This window comes from Streptomyces sp. URMC 123 (assembly GCF_051386515.1).
Lineage (GTDB): Bacteria > Actinomycetota > Actinomycetes > Streptomycetales > Streptomycetaceae > Streptomyces.
Map to the genome: position 1 here is coordinate 19,963 of NZ_JBPQTV010000022.1, position 20,017 is coordinate 39,979.

The 20,017-nt window shown below is 74.1% G+C and carries 20 protein-coding genes and 1 pseudogene; 14 read left to right on the top strand and 7 right to left on the bottom strand.

Translation table 11 applies throughout. The features are described 5' to 3' along the window. Window positions 1-79 precede the first annotated feature (79 nt). The 3 genes from ACSNOD_RS05405 to ACSNOD_RS05415 all read left to right on the top strand — a co-directional run bounded on the left by ACSNOD_RS05405 (window position 80) and on the right by ACSNOD_RS05415 (window position 3,080). A complete protein-coding gene (locus ACSNOD_RS05405) occupies window positions 80-994 on the top strand; it encodes an Imm49 family immunity protein (protein WP_436765573.1) in 915 nt (304 codons plus the stop codon). Window positions 995-1,297: 303 nt separating this feature from the next. Then, window positions 1,298-1,705, top strand: a complete 408-nt coding sequence (locus ACSNOD_RS05410) for a VOC family protein (protein WP_436765574.1) — start codon at window positions 1,298-1,300, stop codon at window positions 1,703-1,705. 142 nt (window positions 1,706-1,847) lie between these two features. Continuing rightward, complete coding sequence (locus ACSNOD_RS05415; RefSeq protein ID WP_436765575.1) at window positions 1,848-3,080, top strand: carboxylate-amine ligase; 1,233 nt, start codon at window positions 1,848-1,850, stop codon at window positions 3,078-3,080. A gap of 16 nt (window positions 3,081-3,096) precedes the next feature. On the opposite strand, the pseudogene ACSNOD_RS05420 reads toward ACSNOD_RS05415, so the two are convergent. Next, window positions 3,097-3,991: pseudogene (locus ACSNOD_RS05420) on the bottom strand (aminoglycoside phosphotransferase family protein). A 213-nt stretch (window positions 3,992-4,204) separates the two neighbouring features. Here ACSNOD_RS05420 and ACSNOD_RS05425 point away from each other — a divergent pair. Continuing rightward, window positions 4,205-4,867: a GNAT family N-acetyltransferase gene (locus ACSNOD_RS05425; RefSeq protein WP_436765576.1), complete on the top strand. Its 663-nt coding sequence runs from the start codon at window positions 4,205-4,207 to the stop codon at window positions 4,865-4,867. A gap of 141 nt (window positions 4,868-5,008) precedes the next feature. On the opposite strand, the gene ACSNOD_RS05430 is transcribed toward ACSNOD_RS05425, so the two are convergent. After that, on the bottom strand, window positions 5,009-5,437 hold the full coding sequence (locus ACSNOD_RS05430; protein WP_436765577.1) for a hypothetical protein: 429 nt from the start codon (window positions 5,435-5,437) through the stop codon (window positions 5,009-5,011). Between the two features lie 256 nt (window positions 5,438-5,693). Then, window positions 5,694-6,578, bottom strand: a complete 885-nt coding sequence (locus ACSNOD_RS05435; RefSeq protein ID WP_436765578.1) for a LysR family transcriptional regulator — start codon at window positions 6,576-6,578, stop codon at window positions 5,694-5,696. Between the two features lie 95 nt (window positions 6,579-6,673). Here ACSNOD_RS05435 and ACSNOD_RS05440 point away from each other — a divergent pair, with 95 nt between their 5' ends. The 5 genes from ACSNOD_RS05440 (at window position 6,674) to ACSNOD_RS05460 (ending at window position 10,900) form a co-directional block, all read left to right on the top strand. Continuing rightward, window positions 6,674-7,066 carry a DoxX family protein gene (locus ACSNOD_RS05440; protein ID WP_436765579.1) on the top strand — a complete coding sequence of 131 codons (393 nt, stop codon included), beginning with the start codon at window positions 6,674-6,676 and terminating at the stop codon, window positions 7,064-7,066. Between the two features lie 272 nt (window positions 7,067-7,338). Next, window positions 7,339-8,559: an MFS transporter gene (locus ACSNOD_RS05445; protein WP_436765580.1), complete on the top strand. Its 1,221-nt coding sequence runs from the start codon at window positions 7,339-7,341 to the stop codon at window positions 8,557-8,559. 74 nt (window positions 8,560-8,633) lie between these two features. Further along, window positions 8,634-9,542 (top strand): LysR family transcriptional regulator, encoded by a 909-nt coding sequence (locus ACSNOD_RS05450; RefSeq protein WP_436765581.1) that lies wholly within the window; start codon window positions 8,634-8,636, stop codon window positions 9,540-9,542. A gap of 151 nt (window positions 9,543-9,693) precedes the next feature. Continuing rightward, window positions 9,694-10,455: a MerR family transcriptional regulator gene (locus ACSNOD_RS05455; RefSeq protein ID WP_436765582.1), complete on the top strand. Its 762-nt coding sequence runs from the start codon at window positions 9,694-9,696 to the stop codon at window positions 10,453-10,455. A gap of 82 nt (window positions 10,456-10,537) precedes the next feature. Continuing rightward, window positions 10,538-10,900, top strand: coding sequence for a hypothetical protein (locus ACSNOD_RS05460; RefSeq protein ID WP_436765583.1), 363 nt, complete (start codon window positions 10,538-10,540; stop codon window positions 10,898-10,900). Window positions 10,901-10,941: 41 nt separating this feature from the next. On the opposite strand, the gene ACSNOD_RS05465 is transcribed toward ACSNOD_RS05460, so the two are convergent. Next, entirely contained in the window at window positions 10,942-12,483 is a 1,542-nt protein-coding gene (locus ACSNOD_RS05465; RefSeq protein ID WP_436765584.1) for a carboxylesterase/lipase family protein, read from the bottom strand. 110 nt (window positions 12,484-12,593) lie between these two features. Here ACSNOD_RS05465 and ACSNOD_RS05470 point away from each other — a divergent pair, with 110 nt between their 5' ends. The 3 genes from ACSNOD_RS05470 to ACSNOD_RS05480 all read left to right on the top strand — a co-directional run bounded on the left by ACSNOD_RS05470 (window position 12,594) and on the right by ACSNOD_RS05480 (window position 14,837). Further along, window positions 12,594-13,223: a TetR/AcrR family transcriptional regulator gene (locus tag ACSNOD_RS05470; protein ID WP_436765585.1), complete on the top strand. Its 630-nt coding sequence runs from the start codon at window positions 12,594-12,596 to the stop codon at window positions 13,221-13,223. Window positions 13,224-13,533: 310 nt separating this feature from the next. Next, window positions 13,534-13,803 carry a hypothetical protein gene (locus tag ACSNOD_RS05475; protein WP_436765586.1) on the top strand — a complete coding sequence of 90 codons (270 nt, stop codon included), beginning with the start codon at window positions 13,534-13,536 and terminating at the stop codon, window positions 13,801-13,803. Then, a complete protein-coding gene (locus tag ACSNOD_RS05480; protein WP_436765587.1) occupies window positions 13,800-14,837 on the top strand; it encodes a hypothetical protein in 1,038 nt (345 codons plus the stop codon). Before ACSNOD_RS05475 ends, ACSNOD_RS05480 begins: the two co-directional genes overlap by 4 nt. A 97-nt stretch (window positions 14,838-14,934) precedes the next feature. Here the strand turns inward: ACSNOD_RS05480 and ACSNOD_RS05485 are convergent, their stop codons facing one another. From ACSNOD_RS05485 to ACSNOD_RS05495, 3 genes are all read right to left on the bottom strand, one after another. Beyond that, the gene (locus ACSNOD_RS05485) at window positions 14,935-16,263 is read right to left on the bottom strand and encodes a multidrug effflux MFS transporter (RefSeq protein ID WP_436765588.1); all 1,329 of its coding nucleotides are present in this window, start codon (window positions 16,261-16,263) and stop codon (window positions 14,935-14,937) included. Next, window positions 16,263-17,291, bottom strand: a complete 1,029-nt coding sequence (locus ACSNOD_RS05490; protein WP_436765594.1) for an amidohydrolase family protein — start codon at window positions 17,289-17,291, stop codon at window positions 16,263-16,265. Before ACSNOD_RS05490 ends, ACSNOD_RS05485 begins: the two co-directional genes overlap by 1 nt. A gap of 116 nt (window positions 17,292-17,407) precedes the next feature. After that, window positions 17,408-17,974 carry a quercetin 2,3-dioxygenase gene (locus ACSNOD_RS05495; RefSeq protein WP_436765589.1) on the bottom strand — a complete coding sequence of 189 codons (567 nt, stop codon included), beginning with the start codon at window positions 17,972-17,974 and terminating at the stop codon, window positions 17,408-17,410. Between the two features lie 255 nt (window positions 17,975-18,229). Between ACSNOD_RS05495 and ACSNOD_RS05500 the strand changes: the two genes are divergently transcribed. Continuing rightward, the gene (locus ACSNOD_RS05500; RefSeq protein ID WP_436765590.1) at window positions 18,230-19,174 is read left to right on the top strand and encodes an AraC family transcriptional regulator; all 945 of its coding nucleotides are present in this window, start codon (window positions 18,230-18,232) and stop codon (window positions 19,172-19,174) included. A 304-nt stretch (window positions 19,175-19,478) separates the two neighbouring features. Then, window positions 19,479-19,895: a hypothetical protein gene (locus ACSNOD_RS05505; protein ID WP_436765591.1), complete on the top strand. Its 417-nt coding sequence runs from the start codon at window positions 19,479-19,481 to the stop codon at window positions 19,893-19,895. Window positions 19,896-20,017 lie beyond the last annotated feature (122 nt).

Consider the following 20,017-nt stretch of genomic DNA (forward strand, 5'->3'; position numbering starts at 1 on the left):
GGGTGGGTCGGCCCCGGGGCATCGACGCTGGTAGCGTGCCTCGGCGCCGGCCGAAGGATCACGGGGGAGGACGACAGCGGTGCGGAATGTGTCATGCCACGAGGTCGGGCAACAGCGGCTCGCCGAAGCGCTCCAGGGCATCGAGGAGCGGGTGCGCGATCGCTGGTTCGACCAGCGCTACGACGGCCTGTCCCTGAAGGGCCTGCGGGAGATGCGCGACGAACTCCTCGACTATGTCGCCGCCCGCGCCCTGACGGACCCCGAGCTCCGTACGTACCCTTCGTCCGATGCCCTGCGCACCGCGGCGGAGTGCGCGCTCGGGGAGCTGAGTCTCGGTGCGTTCCCCAACGGCGACTTCGACGTGCCCCTGCCGCTCATCGCCGAGACCCTCGGCAGCGAGGAACTCACCTTCGACGAGACCGCGGACCCGGCGCACGAGGCCCCCACGGCGCGGACGTGGGTCGACGCGTTCGCGCTGTCCGTGGTCAGCGGCCTGATCGGGGAACGGCGGCGGGTGATGGGCCCGTTGCTGCAGTGCGACTACGCGCCCGCGATCCGCTCCGGCCTGCCGTACTCGACGCATGAGTCGACGTCCGATCCGGCCGACCTCGCCGAGATGGACGCGCTGTGCGACTACCTGACCGTGGAGAGCGGGCGCTACCCCGGCGCCGTACCCGGGCCCGTACCCCTGCGCAAGCCGGACGCCGAGGAGCGCGGGCGCGCGGCGCGGCGCCTGGACGAGGCCGGTGCGCTGACCCCCGACCAGCGGTTGCTGCGGGTCCTGCTCGCCGACGACGAGCAGGCGTTCGCCCAGGCCCTCGCGGACCGGCTGATCGAGCACCGCGAGAGCGTGGGGGCCGATCCGGCCCCGAGGAGCCTGCTGCCGGTACGGACCGTCGCGCTGGCCGCCCTGGCGACCGTGGCGCACGGCTGGCGGCCGGCCGTCCGCTCCGGCTACGTCCCCGAGGCACTCCTGCGCGCGCCGCAGCCGTGAACCGCGTTCACGGGTGACCGTACGTCCGCGCGTGCACCGCGCCGGTAGGTGACCGTACGTCCGCGCGTGCAGCACGTCCGCGTGTGACCGTACGTTCGTGCTCACCCGTTCGGGCCCCGCCCGCTGGCGCGACACCGCGGGCGGGCCGAGAAAGGACGGGACACCAGGAGACGCCATGGGCGCCCAGGGCCTGGGCCGGCTCGGCCCCTGGGCGCCGTGCGGCATCGGACCCGTGCGGCGGCGAGAGCCACGCGGCGTCGGCTCACGCGCGGGTTTCGAGCCCGTGCGCACCGAGGAGGAACCATGCCGTTCGCCCCCTGTCTGAGCGTGCGGGACACCGCCGCGAGCATCGCGTTCTACCAGCGGCTCGGCTTCGACGTGGACTCCAGCACCTCCCGCCCCGGCGACGACATCCACATGCTCCTCTACGAGGGCCAGTTCGTCTGCATGCTCTATGCGAACGCGGACCTGAAGAACTGGCTGCCGGTGCTGGCCGACACCCCCATCGGCTTCGCCGGCATGTTCTACCTCGGCGTCGACGACTTCGACGCCGTGCACGACCGCATCGCCGCGCAGGCCGACATCGTCAAGGACACCCTCACCGACCACACCGGCCAGCGGATGTTCTACTTCCGCGACCCGGACGGCTATGTCATCGGCATCAACGACAACGCCGCGTTCAAGGCCAGCGACCTGGGCGCGTACGCCTGACCGGGCCGGGGCGCGCAGTGCCGACGGCGTGAGGTGCCGCCGTGACGCCCGTGAGAGACCGCCGTAACGCCGTCCCGCCGTACCGCCGCCCCGCCGACAGGCCATCTGCCTCCCCCCGGCGTTCGCTGCCAAGATGGTCGCCATGGCCAGTGAAGCCGGCGCCGCCCCGGACATGGGTGACTCAGGCACGTGGGCCCGGGGCGGGGACGCCCCGGGCGTGGAGGACCACCCCACGGCCGGGCCCGGGCCCGCGCCGGACGACCCCCTGACCGTGGGCGTCGAGGAGGAATACCTCCTCGTGGACCCGGCCTCCCGCCATCTGAGCCCGCAGGCCGAGAAGGTCGTCGCGGCCGCGGCGACCCCGCTCGGCGACCGCGTCACCACCGAACTCACCCGCTTCCAGGTCGAAGCGCGCACCGACCCCCACACCGACCTGGCCGACCTCGGCCAGCAGATCCGCTCCCTGCGCGCCGCCGTGGCGCACGCCGCCGAACAGCAGGGCTTACGGATCGTCTCCAGCGGCACCCCCGTCCTCGGCCACCCGGTCCCCCCGCCCTTCACGGACGGCGCCCGCTACGCCCGGAGCGTGGAGACCTTCCGCGCCCTGGACGACGAGCAGAGCGTGTGCGCCTGCCACATCCACGTCGGCGTTCCGGACCTGACCACCGCGCTGCGCGTCAGCAACCACGTGCGGCCCTGGCTGCCGCTCCTGGCCGCCCTCGCCGCCAACTCGCCGTACTGGGCGGGGCGCGACACCGGTTACGCCAGCTGGCGCACCATCAGCTGGGGCCGCTGGCCGGTGGCCGGGCCCCCGCCGTACTTCGAGTCCCGCTCCCACTTCGAGGACCTCGTCGACCGCCTCGTCACCACCGGCACCATCCTGGACCGCGGGGGCCTGTACTGGGACATCCGGCCCTCCCACCACCAGCCCACGCTGGAACTGCGCGTCGCCGACGCGACCGCCACCGCCGACGACACGGCCCTGATCGCCGGCCTCGTCAGGGCCATGGTCGCCACCGCCCTGCGAGCCATCGAGGCGGGAGAGCCCCCGCCGCGGCCGTCACCGGAGATGCTGCGGGCCGCCTGCTGGCGCGCCGCACGCGACGGCCTGGCGGGGGAGGGCATCGATCCGGTCACCGGCCGGCTGTCCCCGGCCGCCGCCCAGGTGGACCGTCTCCTGGCCCGGCTGCGCCCCGCCCTGCGACGCCATGGCGACCTGGACCGGGTGAGCGCCGGCTGGTCGCGGCTGCGCGCCGGAGGCAACGGCGCCGACCGCCAGCGCGCCGCCCACCGCCGGCGCGGCCGGCTGGCGGACGTCGTGGACCACTTGATCTCGACGACCGCCCCCGCGGGCCGCGGCCACCGAGCCCCGTGACGAGCCCTGTAAGGCGTCAGCCCTCCGCCAGCACTTCCCGGATCACATGCCGGGCGTTGCGGGCCATCGCCGGGTTGGTCCCCCGGTAGTAGGGCAGGGCGATCAGCGCCTGCGAGAGCGTCCGCCCGCGCCCGCGGGCCCAGGTCGCGTCGTCCACGCCGAGCTCCGCGCGGAAGACCTCCCGCGCGTCGGCCGGCAGCAGATTCCAGGCCGGGAACAGGTCGCAGGCCGGATCGCCCACCCCCGCGCACCCGAAGTCGATCACCGAGGCTAGCCGGCCGCCGCCGTCGACCAGCAGATTGCCGGGCATCAGATCGGCGTGCAGCCACACGGGCGGCCCGTCGTGGCCCGGGGCCCGGGGCCCGCAGGGCGTCCTCCCACACGGCGGTGACCGCGTCACCATCGACGCCCTCCTCCGGGATGGCGCGCAGTTCCTCGATCGCGGCCCGGGTCTCCGCGTCGAGCGAGGCGAGCGGCCCGCCGCGGTGGGCCCGTGGCGCGCCCGGCAGGGCGATGCGGCGCATCGCCGCCACGAACGCCGCCAGGTCGCCGGCCAGCAGCGCGGGCTCGCTCAACGCCCCCGCCTCGGGGGCGTTCCCGTCGAGCCACCGGTACACCGACCACGGCCACGGGTACCCCTCGGCGGGCTCCCCGGCCCCGAGCACCTCGGGGACGGCCGTGGGCAGCTGGGGCGCGAGCCGGGGCAGCCACTCCCGCTCCCTCGCCACGTCCTCGGCTCCGCCCGCCACCAGCGGCAGCCGTACGACCATGTCGTCGCCCAGCCGGTACAGGGCGTTGACCGTGCCGCCGGACGGGACCCGCTTCACCGGCAGCCCCGCCCACCGCGCGAACCGCCGGGCCACCAGCCGCCGTACGAGGTCCTCGTCGATGGGGTGCTGGCCGGGGTGCATGTGCCTTTCGCTCATGGCGCGCCATCCGACCGCCGGACGCCGCCGGGCGTCAAACGCTTTTCCGGCGGCCGCCCTTCGCCCCGGGGGCCGGCGCCCCGGCGGCCCTGAACCCCGGCCCGTCGCCCTGTCGGTGGACCGCCGCACCGGCCGGCGCGGCTCAACATCACGTCAAAGCGGATGCCCCGTACAACCGCCGTGTCGTAAGGTGCCCGCATGGTCAGCAGCACTTACGTACGCACCTCGACAATCCCGGACCTCGTGAGGACGTGGGCGGCCGGCTGGGCCGTGTCCCGGCGCACCCCGCAGCCGGTCGAGAAGCCCTGGGGCGTCCTGCTCGAAGTCGGCGCCCCGGACCAGGTGGCGCGCCATGTCCTGCCGCACGCCGAGGAGTCCGCCGTCCGCCGGGCCGCCTTGTCGGTGACCACGCCGCTCACCTGGCTCAAGGTGCCCATGGAGCCGCGGGCGATCGAGCCGTGGCTGCCGCCGGGCTGGGTGGCGGACAAGGAGGAGTCCGGCCATCTGATGGCGGTGGACCTGCGCCGCACCGACCCCGTGGCGCCGGCCGGTTACACCGCCTCCGTGGAGACCGGCGACGGTGTCACCCATGTGTGGATGCGCGACGCGATCGGCGACCTCGCCGCCCGGGGGCAGATGGCGCTGCTCGGTGACGCCACGGTCGTCGACCGCGTACGGACCGAGGACGCCCACCGCCGCCGTGGCCTGGGCGGCTTCGTGATGCGCACCCTCGCCGACCTCGCGGTGGCCGAGGGCGCGACGCTCGGCGTCCTGGGCGCGACGGACGAGGGCCGCGCGCTCTACGAAACGCTGGGCTGGACGGTGCGCGCGCCCCTGGCCGCGTGCGTCTACCGCCCCTGAGTCCGTCCGGCCCCGCGGGGCGACACGGTGGGCCACGTCCGACGTCCCGCGCGGTCGCCTCGCCCCGACGCGACCCGGTCGCGACCGCGCCTGCCCGCCGGGGGCGGGCGGGGTCGTTCCCGGAGGCGTCGGTCGAGGCGGTCAGCCGGCCGGTGGGCTTTCGGTCCAGGTGGCGGCCCCGTCGATCCGCGCACTGTCCTCCTGGCCCGGTGGCAGCTCGGCCGTGACCTCGCCCGCGAACTCTTGACCCCCTTCAAGGGTGCCGATCTCGCACGTGATCTTCTCTGCCGTGCCCGTGCAGGGTGCGCTGGATGTCACGGGCACCGAGGGGGTGACCCGATGGGTCACGACGACGTCGGAAACCGGGTTCTGGTCGCTGTTGTGCGCCGTCCACCGCCAGGTGACGTGCCCCTGCCCGTCCATCGAGGGCGGTTCGTACGTCAGCTCGACACCTCCCTGCAGGGGAAGAGCCGGCCTCTGTGCCGGCTGGGCGCCGGCCGGACCGGTCAGAGCCATTCCGGTGCCGGAGACCACCAGGGCCATCAACGTGGCGAGCATCGCCTTGCGCATACGTTTCCGCCTTCCGCAGCCCGGGCGGGCCTGTCGCGAGCGGGGCGGACGGCGGACGGTTCCGTCGCCACCCCCGGGAGAGCTACCACGCGGCCGGCCGGGGCCAACCCCGCTGTACGCCCGCACGCTGCCCTTCCGACCCCGCGCGCCCGGCAGGTGAGCATGTGCTGCCTCGGCCCGACATCGATGATCGACTCCGTCGGCGTGCGGTGGGCGTGACCGCCCGAGGCGGGTGATGCGTCATGCGGGCGATCCGTCATGGCGTCAGGCAGCAGTGGACGAAGTCCCGCACGACCGCGGTGGTGTCGTCCGCGGGTGCCCAGGCGACGGCGACCCGGCTCGGCCCCACGCCGGTGAGGGGGCGGTACGCGATGCCGGGGCGGGCGTAGAAGCGGGCCGCGGACTCGGGGGCCAGGGCGACGCCGTACCCGTTCGCGATCGCGTTGAGCCAGTCGTCCGGCTGTTCGGTCACCGCGCCGATGCGCACGGGGCGACCGTCGCGCTCGTCGGCGGCCAGCCAGTAGTCGCGCCACGCACCCGTCTCGGGCGGGGCCGCGACGAACGGCTCGTCCCACAGATCCCGGAAAGCGATCACGTCGCGTCCGGCCAGGGGGTGCGCGGCGGGGAGCGCGACGCAGCGGGGTTCGTCGAACAGGACCGCCACCCGCAGCGCTCGCTGTCCTGGGAAGGGCAGGCGGACGAACGCCGCGTCGACCTCCCCGTCGGCGAGCCCGGCGGAGGGGTTCGACCAGGAGGCCTGCCGCATCTCGACCCGCCAACCGGGCCGGCACCGGGAGAACTCCGCGATGATGCGCTGGGTCGCCTCGTTGGCGGCGCTGGCGAGAAAACCGACGCGCAGCACCAGCTCCTCCCGGCTCGCCGCCGCCTTCACCTCGCGCGCGGACCGGTCCCACGCGGCCAGCAGGTCGGGCGCCCGCTGGGCCAGGGCCCGTCCGGGCGCCGTGAGGGCCATGCCGGACCGCGAGCGCGTGAACAACGCGACCCCGAGCCGGGCCTCCAACTGCCTGATCCGCTTGGTCAACGCGGGCTGCGAAACGTACAGCCGCTGCGCGCCGCGGGTGAGGTTCTCCTCTTCCGCGACGGCGAGGAAGGAGCGCAGCAACCGGGTGTCGACGTCCATGCCATCAGGTTATGGATACGGGTATTGGACGCCCCCGGCAGGTCTCGACGAGGCTCGACGCGAAAAGCGGAAGAAGAAGAGCGGAAAGCGAAGCGATGGGGCCGCCGCCCCGTCGCATCGGGCTGAAAGGGGAGCGCGTGTTCGCGTCCTACGTGGTCGTCACCGTCATCACCGTCACGGCGAACGCCGCGGTAGCCGTCGCGGATCTGATGAGGGCCCGGTTCGTCCTCGCGAACTCCGCCGAGGTCGGCATCGCGCGGTCCTGGATTCCCTGGCTGGCCGCGCTCAAGGCCGCGGGGGCGGCCGGGCTCCTGCTGGGTCTCCTGGGCCTCCGCCCGCTGGGCATCGCCGCGGCCGCCGGGCTCGTCCTGTTCTTCCTCGGCGCGGTCGTCCTGCACGTCCGCCGGCGCGTGTTCCACAACCTCGCCTTCCCCGCCGGTTTCCTGGGCCTGGCCCTCGCCTCGCTCGTCCTCGCCGCCGCGCGGTAGCCGCGCGCCGCGACAGCGGACGCCGCGTCCTGGGAGCGGTGCTCCGCCCCCTGCCCCGCCGCGTACGCGTTCCCGGTCCTGTGACCGGCATCTCGTGGGCCGCCGTCGGCCGCGATGACGTGCGCGCATACGGAAGACGCATGAGAGATGCAGGTCATCGGCTTGCGGGCCGGGGGGTCACTGTACGCAAATGAAACGCGGTGACCGGGCCGGCCGGCTACTTCACCAACGGCCGACAGGCACAAGAACGGAACGGATGGGGAGCGCCGCGGATGAGCGCCGCACAGACAACGGAAACAGTCACACCGAAGGCACGCGACGGGCGCGGCGGATTCATCCCGCTGCTGGCGCTGGGCACGTTCGCGCTGGGCGTGGACGCCTATGTGATGGCCGGGCTGTTGCCCCTGGTCTCGGGCGACCTGGGCATCCCGGCGTCCTCGGCCGGGCAGATGGTCACTGTCTTCACGCTCTGCTACGCCCTGGGCGGGCCGGTGTTCGCCACCCTCCTCGCCGGGCGGTCGGCGAAGGTCGTGCTCGGCGTGGCGCTGGTGGTCTTCACGGCCGGCAACGCGTTGACCGCCCTCGCCCCGAGCCTGGCGGTCCTGCTGACCGCCCGCGCGGTGGCGGGCATCGGCGCGGGCGTGTATTCGCCCATCGCCGCCGCCACGGCAGCGGGCCTCACCTCTCCGGAACGGCGTGGCCGCGCACTGGCCACCGTCATGGGCGGGCTGAGCATCGGCACCGTCATCGGCGTCCCGGCCGGCATGCTCCTCGCGTCGCACATGGGATGGCGCAACACTCTGTGGTTGATCACCGCGCTGGGCGTGGTCGCTCTGATCGGCATCGCACGACTGCCGAAGGTCGAGGTGAGCGCCCCGCCCCCGCTGGGCCGGCGGGTGCGCGCCCTCGCCGACGGCCGGGTCGCCGGCATCGTCACCGTCTCGCTGCTCGGCGGCATCTCCAGCCTCGGCCTGTACACCTACCTCGCCGAATTCCTCCAGGACGCCGCCCACACCGACCGGACGGTCTGGGCCATGTGGGCCTGGGGCGCCGGGGGCATCGTCGGCAGCCTCCTCATCGGCCCCGTCGTGGACCGAACCCGCCGCCCCTTCGCCGCGGTCACCTGCGTCCTGGCCCTCATCGCGGCCGCCCAGCTCGTCCTCCCCGCCGCCGCCCGCACCGCCGCGGCCCTGGCGGTCGTCCCGCTCGTGATCTGGGGGGCGGCCGGATGGGCCGTACAGGTGCCCCAGCAGCACCAGCTCATCGCGGCCCAGCCCCAACAGGCCACGGTCGCCGTCTCGCTCAACAGTTCCGCCGTCTATCTCGGCAGCGGCATCGGGTCCGCGCTCGGTGGCGTCGTACTGGGCCTGGGCACCTCCCCGGGCGCCCTGCCGTACTGCACGGGTGCCCTCGCCCTGGCCGCCCTCGTCCTGCACCTGACCGTGGTGCGCGGCGCCGTCCGGCGCCGGGAGCGGGCCGCCACACCGTCCTGAGCCGCCCGGACAGCCGCGGTCGGGAGAAACGGCCGGAGCCGGAGCCGGCCGGGGAGCTGACTAGCATGACACCCATGGACATCGGTTTGCGTCACTTGCGGTACTTCCTCACATTGGCCGAGGAGCAGCACTTCACCTGGGCCGCCGACCGTCTCGGTGTCTCCCAGCCCACTCTCAGCCGGCACATCCAGCGGCTGGAGGACGTGCTGGGCCGGACGCTGCTGGACCGCAGCACCCGCCACCCCCGCCTCACCGCGGAGGGGCACCGTCTGCAGGCCGATCTCCAACTCCTGCTGCCCCAGCTCGAAACGGCGCTCCGGCCCACCGAGCCGCCGTCCTCCCTGCGCCTCGGCTACGCCTGGGGCTTCCCCCTCCAGCGTGGCCGCCAGGCACAGGCCGCGCTGGAGGAGCGGCACCTCGTCCGCGTGGAGATCGTGCGCCGGGACGACCGCACCGCCGGACTGCGCGAGGGCTCCGTCGACGCGGCGCTGCTCTGGGGAGCCGTCCACGACCCGCGGCTGGTCACCACCGAAATCCTGCGCGAGCCCTGTATCGCGGCGGTCTCCCGGAGTTCCACCCTGGCCGTACGCGATCGTGTCACGTGGCGGGACCTGGGGCGCCGCTGTCTCGTCGTCAACAACGTCAGCGGCATGCTCACCCCGCGGGACTGGCCGGCGGACGCCACCCCCGAGATCGGCGCGGAAACCTCCAACATCGAGGAGTACCTGCACGCCGTCGCCGCCCGGCGCGGTGTCGGCGTGCTCCCGGTGTCGGTGGCCGCGCGGCATCCGGACCCGGACATCCTGTACCTGCCGCTCACGGGCGCCCCGCCCGCCGTCCTCACCTACGCGTATCCCCGCGCCGACCCGCACCCCTGCGCCGCCATCTTCGGCCGTCTCCTCCGGCAGGACCCGACCGGTGAACGGCCCGCCCGGCGAACCGCTCAGGGCGCCGAACCCCGCGGCCGGCTCGTGGCACGGTGATCGTGAAACGGTGATCAGTACGGGCGTACGCGGGCCCGCGCGCAAGGGCGCCGGCCGGACTTGAAGTTGCCGCTGCGGCAGCTTCTACCGTCGTGACCAGGGCCGGAAAGACCGGCCCTGTGACGTACTCGTGCATGAGGGGGAGGCGACGATGGCCTGGCCGATCGCGGAGGTCGCCCGGATGTCGGGCGTGACGGCCCGGACGCTGCGGCACTACGACGAGATCGGCCTGCTGCCGCCCGCCCGCATCGGTTCCAACGGCCACCGCTACTACGAGGAGCGGCAACTACTGCGGCTGCAGCAGATCCTCGTACTCCGGTCCCTCGGCCTCGGCCTGCCCGAGATCGGGAAGGTCCTGGCCGACCAGGTCGACGAGGTCGCGGCCCTGCGCGGCCACCACCGGCGGCTCCTCGCCGAGCGCGACCGGCTGAACGCCCTGGCCGACACCGTCTCCCGCACGATCACCGAACTGGAGCAGTCCAGGAAGGACGGCAGCCCCATGACCGGCATCAACCGACCGGAGAACCTGTTCGAGGGCGTTCGCCCCGCTGTGTACGAGGAGAGCATGCGCGACTTCCCCGAGCTGGCCGACGACGTGGCGCGCGCCACCGCGGCGATGAGCCCGGAGGAGATCGAGGCCGGGCAGCGCGAGCGCACGGCGCGGATGATCCGCCTCGCCGAGCTGATGGCCGCCGGCGCGCCCGTGGACGCGGACGCGGTGCAGGGCGAAATGGCGGACCAGTACCGGGCGCTGGCCGAGCTGCGAGCGGTCTCCGCCGATGAGTACCGGGAGATCGGGCGCGCCTGCGTCGAGAACGAGCAGTGGCGCGCGGCGTACGAGACGATCGCGCCGGGCCTGGCCGCGTACCAGCGCGACGCGATCGAGGCGTACGTCACGGCCCGTCCGAGCTGAGCCGAACGGCGAGGGTCGCCGCCGTGCGATTCTTGTACGAGCCCGCGGCGACCCTTGCCGGTTCGGTCGAACGGAAGGCCTGATGACATTGAGGACGCGCACCCTGAGGTTCGGTCTCTACGCGGACGAACAGGGGCTGGCCTGGGTGAGGGGACTCGTCAAGGAGGCCGTGGCGCCCCGGAGCGCCCGGATCGTCGAAGTGACCGTCGCCCGCACGGTTCACGGGAGCGAGCTGACGACCGCCGACGCGTACGACCACTTGGCGGAGCAGTGGGCCTGGGAACACCCCGGTCACGACAGCGGCGCGCGGGAACCGGTCGAGCTGCGCGTGCGCGTGGTGTGTTCCCTGCGGACGTGGCGAGCGATCCGCAAGGCGGTGATCGAGGCGTTGTGCCCGGAGGGCTCGGCACCCCACGCCTGCCGCGTTCCGTGGATGGGTGGCTGAGCCGATCCCGTACCCCCGACCCGCGCGGCCCCCGCGCCGGGCTACAGCAGATCGAAGGGGGCCGGGGGGCGGCCCTCCCAGATCCGGCGGGAAGCCTCCTCGGGGTACGGCAGGGTCCGCGCGTCCGCGTCCAGGACGCGGGTGAGGCGCTGATCGGGGCGGTACGCGGCCCAGCCGGGGTCGCCGGTGGTGGCGAACCGGACCCACGCCCGCTGGAGTTCCCGTGACACCGTGACGGCCTCGGCGGGGGGCTCGTCGCCGAAGAGCTGTCTGCCGGTGGGGCTGTCCAGCGTGCCGAACGCCAGGGGGACGTCGAGGCTGTGGCAGGCGCCCAGGGCCCCTCCGAGGGCGGGGGAGGCCAGCCGCAGCTCGAACAGGAACGAGGTGCCACCGGCCGCGTCGTTCGCCTCGGCCAACTGCTGTGAGGGCATCCGGAAGAGAGCGTCGGAGTGCACCGTCTCCAGCAGCTCCTCGGGGGTGGCTCCCGGGCAGGCGGCCCGGTAGGCGCCCGGGCCGTCGGGCGCCGGGGCGAACAGCTCCAGGGCCGTACGGGCGTCCTCGTCGGTGAAGGTGCCCAGCCGCCCGGTCATGACGCTGAACAGCCGGAACTCGTCCCGGGTGTGACCGACGAGCAGCTCGGTCCCGCTCGCGCGGCCACCGGACAGCGCGGACCAGGGGGTCTCCGGGAGCACCTGGCCGTCGACGACGGGGCACATGGCCATGCCGGCCTGGGCGAGCCGGCCCCAGGTGTCACGGCGGCCGGGAAGCTCGGCGCCGAGGGCGGCGACCGCGTCGGCCAGGCGCCAGGGGTCGACGCCGGAGAGCGCGGCGGCGGTGGGCACGGTGCCGAGCCGGTCCGCGAGGGCGGTGGCGACCTGTTCCGCCAGGGCGGGGGTGCAGTGCGCGCCCGGCACCGAGTGGGCGATGGCCCGCCGGAACAGGCCGCGCGCCGGCTCCATCGTCAGCAAGGCGGCGACCGAGCCCGCGCCGGCGGACTGCCCGGCCACGGTGACCCGGTCGGGGTCCCCGCCGAAGGAGGCGATGTTGCGCCGCACCCAGTGCAGCGCCGCGATCTGGTCGAGGAACCCCCGATTGGGCGGGGCGCCGTCGAGGAGGGCGAACCCCTCGGCGCCCACCCGGTAGTTGAGACTCACCACGACGAGCCCGGCCCCGGCCAGCGCCGACGAGTCGTACATCGGGTCGTCCGAGGCCGCGGTCATATAGGCGCCGCCGGGTATCCACACGAGCACCGGCAGACCCGCCGTGCCCGGGTCCGGGGTGCGGACGTTGAGCGTCAGCCAGTCCGCGTTTTCAGCGTTCTCCGCCTTCTCCGTACTGTTCCCGCCCTCGCTGTTGACGCCCCCGGCCGCGGGGGTGCGCGTGGGCACGGACTGCGGGGCGGCGGGGCCGAAGTCCGCCGCCTGCCGTGTCCCCTCCCAGCGTCGGGGCGGGGCGGGTGCGGCGAAGCGGAGCTCTCCCACCGGCGGCCGGGCGTACGGGATGCCGCGGAACACCGCGTGCCCTCCGCGCCAGCGGCCCTCGACGACACCCTCCGCGGTACGCGCCCTCGGCTGCTCCGGCATGTCGCTTCCTCTCTCCGCGGGGGCCTCCCACGGGATTCCCCAACGTTATCGGTCAGATGTATTATGTCAATCGTATTGGAAAAATGGCCGGAGAGGTCCGGGAGGTCGGCATGCCGAAGCAGGTGGACCACCGCGAGCGCCGCGAAGCGATCGCCCGAGCGCTGTGGCGGGTGGTGGAGCAGCGCGGTGTCGCGCATCTGACCGTGCGTGAGGTCGCGCGGGAGGCGGGCATGTCCCACGGGCAGCTCCAGCACTACTTCGCCTCCCGGGAGGCGATGCTCTCCTTCGCCGTGGACTTCGCGTCCGAGCAGACCGCGCTGCGCGTCGGCCGGAGCCTGGCGGGGCTCGGCGACCGGCCGCACCCCCGCGAAACGCTCCGCGCCATGCTCGTCGAGACGCTCCCGCTGCACGCCGACGCCCGGGCGACCAGCCGCATGCACGCCGCCTACGTCCTGGAGGCGCTGCACGACGAGAAGGTGCACGCGCGGGCGCGCGACGGCCTCGTCCAGGGGCGTGCGATGGTGGAGGACCTGGTCCGCCGGGCGATCGCCGACGGGTTCATCGGGAGCGATCGCGACCCGGTGACCGAGACGAACCTCCTCCTGGCCCTCACCGGCTTCGCCACCCTCCTCGAACTGGACGTGGTGACGCCGAAGGAGGTGCTCGCCGCCATCGATCGACACCTGGACGGGCTGTTCCTCCCGAACGGCGAGCGCGCCGCGACCGCTACGGCGCCGTAGCCGGGTGGCCCTCCCGCGCGGCCGGCCGGCGCAGCCTGAAGACGACATTCCGGTAGGGGATCAGCGCTCCGCTATGCCGTGAATGCGCGCTTGATGAGGGTGGCGCAAGGTGGCGCTTCACCGGGACGGGGGAGACCGGGCGCGGCGGGGGTGGCGCGCCCGGCACACTTCCGACACGGGCGGCGCGCCGGTGCCGCCTTCCCACCCTCCTCCGCAGACGCGTGCGAGCGGCCCCGACGGGCCGGGCCCTCGTGAGCGTCGGGCGGGCAGGGCCTCGCCCCCGAGCCGTTGAAGGAGCAGGCGCGCCCGAATGACGTGCGCCGACACGACGATGCTGATGACATTCCTGCACGAGGCCGGAGCCCAGTACGTGGCCGCGGTCATGTTCGCGCTCACGACGCTGGTGATCGGCGCGCTGCGCTCCGGCCGGCGGCGCGCGAGCCACCGCCGCGAACGGAGAGCGTCCTTACCCGGAAACGCCACGGCCGCGAAGGCGACGCCGGGGCCCGACCACGCCGTGGCCCCGACGTCGCAGGAGCCGACAGCGTCGTCCGCGGGACGACGCGAGGAGTCGTCATGAGGACGACATCGGGAGCCGAGGGCAGCCGGCGTCCGAGCACCCCGCTCCGCCGCGCCGACCGCGGCGGCCAGGACGATCGCGGCAGTCGGGACGATCGCGGGGGCCAGGACGACGGCGGTAGCCGGGAGGGCCGGCACGGCCGCGGCAGTCGGAACAGCCGGGATGGTCGGGACGGTCGGGACAACCGGGCCAGGGCGTGGGAACTGCTCACCGAGAAGTTACCCGGCTCTCGTCAGATCCCGCGGTTCGCCAGCGGGTCCCCGGGCCGCCTGATGGACGTGGCCCGCGCCTACGACCGGATCTGCAAACGGGCCGAAGGCATCCTGCAGCCGGACGCCGGGGAGGACGAGATCCTGGCGACCCTGCTGATCATCCGCATGCTCCGGGAGAAGCTCGACCACGACGAGCTGAAGCTCACCACCCTGGCCCGCATGAAGCGGATCACCTGGGCGCGCATCGCCGAGTGGCAGGAGCTCAGCGGCCGCCAGGCGGCCGAGCGCCGGCACCTGCAGCTCAACCGCGCCCACACCCGCCCCGACGGCACGGTGCCCCGCACCCAGAGCGAGCGGGTCGAGTACGTCCGCGAGCGCCGGAGCCGCCGCGCCGAGCGCCACTGGGCGCTGACCCACGCGGCCCGGATTCGGCGCGTCGCCGCCCAACTGGCGGCGGTCGAGGACCTCCAGCAGCGCGTGGACCGGTCGGCCGAGGCGCGGCTCCTGCACGCCCTGCGCAGGTCCGACACGGGGGAGCGGCCGATCCCCGAGCCGCTGCGCTGGCCCGAGGTCCTTCGCGCGTGCGTCGCCGAGGACGAGACGTTCCGCGGCGCCCCGCCGGCCCCCGTGGAGGAGGACAGCCTGGACGGCCCGGACTGGCACCGGCGGCAGCAGGAGACCGACATCGTGCACCGCCTGCTCGGCCTGATCGGCTACGCGGCCTCCCGGCGGAACATCGACCTCTCCGACCTGCCGGACCTCGCCGACGCGATCCGCGACCTCCACGCCGACGCGCAACAGGCGACGCGGACCCGCCGCTGACGGGCCTGCCGGCCGTGCGATGTACGAGGCCGCCGGACCGGTCCGGCGCTCGTCCGGCGCCGGACCGATCCTTCACGGCCGTTCCCAAGGGGCCGCCCTACGCCGGGGACTTCACGCCGACCTCCCCGTGCCCCTGCCGCGGGCGGACCAGGAAGACCAGCGCGAGGCCGGCCAGCGCCAGGGAAGCGCACATGATCAGGGCCATCGGCAGGGAGCTGTCCTCACCGAAGAGGCCGACCAGCGGCGAGGCGATCGCCCCGCACAGGAACTGCAGCCCGCCCAGCAGGGCGGACGCCGCTCCCGGCGCGGCCCGGCCGATGTTCTGACCCAGGCTCATCGTGGCCGGAATGACCATGCCGATGCCGGACATCACCAGGAAGAGGGTGATCCACGTCCCGGCCAGGGTCTCGCCGACGGCCGCGGCGACCACGACCTGGGCCAGAGCGCCGGCGCCGGCGATCGCGACCCCGGCGACGAGCAGGGCGTTGAGCCGGACCCGGCGCGCGAGTTTGGCGAAGACTGTGCCGGCGAGCAGCATGCCGACGGCGTTCACGGCGAAGATCAGGGAGTATGTGCCGGCGGTGACGCCGTGGAGGCGCTCGAAGACGAAGCTGGAGCCGCTGATGTAGGCGAACAGGGCGGCGGAGGCCATCCCCAGCACGAGTGTCTGGCCCATGAAGGGCCGGTTGCCCAGCAGGCGCCCCATCGCCCGGAACGTGCCGGCGACCCCGCCGCGGTGGCGGCGCTCGGGCGGGAGCGACTCGGGCACGGTGGTGAGCACGCCGAGCAGGAGCAGGACGCCGACGAGAAAGAGCACGCCGAAGACGGCCCGCCAGGTGGAGACGGCGAGGACTGCCCCGCCGAGGACCGGGGCGGCGACGGGGGCCACGCCCAGGATCTGGGAGAGCACCGCGAAGTACCGGGGGATGTCCGCCCCGGAGAAGCGGTCGGTGATCACGGCGCGGGCGAGCACCATGCCGACGGCGCCGGCCACGCCCTGGAGGAAGCGCGCGGCGATCAGGAGGCGGACGTCCGGCGCCGCGGCACAGGCCAGCGAGAAGACGATGAACCCGACCGCGCCGCCGATCAGCAGCCGCCGCCGGCCCAGGCTGTCGCTGAGGGGCCCGAGGAGCACCTGGCCGACGACCAGCCCCACCAGGAACGCGGTCATGGTCAGTTGCACGGCCGCACTGCTCGTGTGCAGCGCGGCGCCCATCGCCGGAAAGCCCGGCACGTACATGTCGGTGGCCAGCGGGGCGACCGCCGTCAGCGAACCGAGCACGATCAGCAGACCGGTGACCCGCCGGGGCCGGCCGCCCACCACGGCCGAAGCGGCGTCCGGCCGCTTCCCGGTGGCCCCGTCGCTCTCCGGCCGGTCCCGGCCCGGGCCGTGGGTACGCGCCGCGGCCGGTGGGGTACGAGCCATCAGCAGCCCTCCCGCCCTGCCCGGGCGGATGCGCCGCTGTCGGCGGTCGCGGCGGCCGCGGGAGCCGGCTGCCCGGGCAGGATGCGCCGGGCGTTGGCGGTGGTCAGGGACCGCCAGCTCGCCGCGCCCGCGGGCGCCGGCGCGGCGTCCAGGCCACGGACGTGCTCCTCCACACCCGCCGCCGGCGTCCAGACGTGATCGCTGCCGTAGAGCAGGTGCTCGGGGTCGGCCAGCGAGAGCAGAGCGGGCAGCTGCCGGGGCAGGGCCGGCCCGGCCAGGTCGTAGTACAGGCGGCGCAACTGCTCGACCGCGTCCGGCGCCTGGGCGTCCGCCGGCATGAACATCTTCATGAAGCCGTCGACGCGGTCGGCGAGCACCGGCAGGGCACCGCCGCAGTGCGGAACGATGACCTTCAGGTTCCGGTGGCGTACGAGGGTGCCGGCCATGAGGAGGTCGGTGACGGTGCGGGCGGTGTCGAAGACGAACTCGACCATGGGCCGGGGGCGCCCGAGCGCCGACCGCTCCCAGCACACCGGCGAGGTGGGGTGCAGGAAGACCACCGCGCCGCGCCGGTCGAGCTCGGCCCAGACCGGCTCCAGCTTCGGGTCCCCCAGATAGGTGCCGTGGGTGTTGGTCTCCAGGACCACGCCGTCGGCGCCCAGCGTGTCGTACGCGTGGGCGAGCTCGGCCAGGGCGCCGTCGACGTCGGGAAGGGGCAGGGAGGCGAACAGCCCGAAGCGGCCCGGGTGCTCCCGGACGGCCTCGGCACCGGCCTCGTTGACCTCGCGGGCCAGGTCGCGGGCGGCCGCGTCGTCGCCGAAGTGCACACCCGGCGAGGAGACGGACAGCATCGCGGTGTCGATACCGCACCGGTCCATCACGTCCAGGTGCGCGGCGGCGGACCAGGACGGCCAGGCCGGCACGCCGTCGGGCATCAGATGGCCGGCCGCCTTGGCCTGGCGGACGTAGGAGTCGGTGACGTAGTGGGCATGGACGTCGACGAGGCCGACGGTGTGGGCGGGAGGCAAGGCGGTCTTCTTCCGGGCGGAATCCGGTGGTGCGGTCGCGGCTGTCGCGGCGTGCGGGGCGGGCACGGCATGCGCGGCCTGCGGGGCGTACGGGTCCTGCGGGGCGGTCAAGGAGGTCAGCTCCCGTTCCCGGTGCGCCACTCGTGGTCGGGCAGGAAGTTCACGTCGTACTGCTGGGGGACGGTGACGAACTTCCCCGGCCCGGGGACGACGGGCTCACGGGGCAGGGTGAGCTCGTCCGTGGGCGCGCCGAAGTTCTCGAAGAACCGCTCGAAGGTGCCGCCGGGCCCGGCGGCCACGCCCACGACGCGGCTGTGGTGACGCTCCATGCGATAGGCGTGCGGGCAGTTCTTGGGCACGAACCCGAAGTCGCCGGGGGTGAGCAGCTTCTCGTACTGGTTGCCCGCCAGGTCCTCCACGAACAGCCGCACCGCGCCGTCGGTGATGTAGAAGACCTCGTGGGTGTCGGGGTGGGAGTGGGCGGGAATGATGTTGCCCTTGGGACCCTCGACGGTGAAGAAGTTGAAGGTGTTCTCGGTCTGCTCGCCGCCGGCGTAGATGGTGACCAGGTCGGTGAAGAGATGGGCGCGGTCTCCGTGGCCCTTCTCGATGAAGTAGGGGACGCCCGGCTCGGCGGGTATGCGCGAGCGGGTGCGGTGGCGGGTGGCGTACTCGATGGTCATCTGCGATCTCCCGATCGTCGGAGGAGGGGAACGCCGTCGGGCGCCGGCGGGGGCACGCCCGCGCACCGGGGGCGGGGCGTGCCGTGCAGCGCAGCACACGGAGCGCACAGGAGGCGGCGCGACCGGCCACCGGTGAGAGTTTTCGGTCACCCGATGAGCGATGGCCCCCTATGAACCCTGGCGACCCGACCGCGCGCGCCGCTGTCCACGCTAGGGCGATGGGAGCAGGCCGATCGCCTACACTGGGGACACGCCATGAAGAAAAACGGACAGATCGCGGAGGAGGCGCTCCTCCGCGACGTCGCGGACATCCCCTACCGGCCGAGCGCGGGCGCCCCGCCGGGCATCGAGGTGCTCTCGCTCGCGGACCTGACCGCACGCGCCCACGGCCGCCGCGCCGACCTCCACCGACCCGGCCGGCCGGCGTTCCACCAGCTGGTCGCCCTCCGGGCCGGGACAGTGCGCTGCTCGATCGACTTCACCACCCACGCGCTGGCACCCGGCGACTGGCTGTGGGTGCGGCCCGGCCAGGTCGTCCAGTTCCTCACCCCGCTCGACCGCACCGACGGCCGGCTGATCGTCTTCCCGGCCGGCTTCCTCAGCGGCACCACGGACGCGCTCACCGGCGCCGCCGGCCACTCCCGGTGCCGCCGCGTCACGCCTCCCGCCGGCGAGGCCGCGCCGCTGGACCGTCTTCTCGACGCCTTGGTGGACGAGTACGGGCGGCTGTCCGACCTGCCCCTCGCGGCCCACATCGAGGCGCTGCGCCACCTGCTGTCCGCCCTGCTGCTCCGCTTCGCCCAGGTGGAGGGCTCGCTGTCCCCGGACGGTGCGCACAGCGAGCCGTTCCGCCGCTTCCGCGAGGCCGTCGAGCAGGACTTCGCCCGTACCCACCGCGTCGAGGACTACGCCGCCCGCCTCGGCTACAGCGCGCGCACGCTCACCCGCGCCACCCGTGCCGCCGCCGGTTGCGGCGCCAAACGCTTCATCGACGACCGGGTGCTGCTGGAGGCCAAACGCCTCCTCGTCCACACGGCCCTGCCGCCCGCCGCCATCGGCGAGCGCACCGGCTTCACCCACCCCACCGCCTTCAGCGCGTTCTTCCGCCAGCACACCGGCACCACCCCCACGGCCTTCCGCGAGCTGGTCGCCGGTGCGGCCGCGCGAGGGGCGGGGCCGCCGGCACCCCGCCGGTCGTGACCCCGACGGGCGGCGGTCGCCGTCCGCTCGACGACGCTCGCAAACCCCCCTGCGCGCCTCCGACCCGATCCGGTGGGCATCCGTATAAACGTTTATCGCCTATGAGAAGGATATGGTGACTGATCCTTCTCTCGGGCCAATGCCCCTTTCCTGCGGCTCACAACGTTTTTGCGCCCTCGGGGTGGCGCGGACGGGGCCGCCCGGGCCCCGTGCCGGCCCGGAACGATGGGACCTTCCGGTGCCGGCGCCGGGCTGCCGCCCGGCCGCCGTCGCGCACCGACAGGGGAAGGGAAAGGGACAGCCCATGAAGATCCGCGATGCTCTGCTCTCGTCCGGGACGGCGGCGCTCCTGGCCTTCGGCGCCCTCGGCGGCATCACGTCGCCGGCGGCCGCGCAGCCCGGTCCGGGCGACGCCGTGGCCCAGTCCACCTCGGTGGACGACGGCCGCACCGACAGCTCCAGCGCCTCCGTGTCCGCGCCCACTGCCACGGACAACGCCGAACGCGCCGGCAGCGGCAGCGAACGTGGCCTGGGGCGCTGCTGGAACGGGCGCGTCTCGGGCCGGGACTTCTTTATGACCTGCTCGGGCAACGGCTACAAGGTCTACGTCGACTGCACCAACGGCAGGTACAAGTTCGACACGGTCTTCTACGGCACCTGGAACCACCGGCTGACCTGCCCGGTGAACACCTCCGCCGTCTGGGGAGGCAGCTGGGAATGACCTGAGGGGCCCGCCCGGACCGGGCCGGCCCTCGGCCCGGCGGGACCAACAGGCCGGCGCGTGGAGCGAGATGGATCGACGCCCGTACGCGCCCGGCGGCCGGCCTGTCGGCCCTCCGCGGG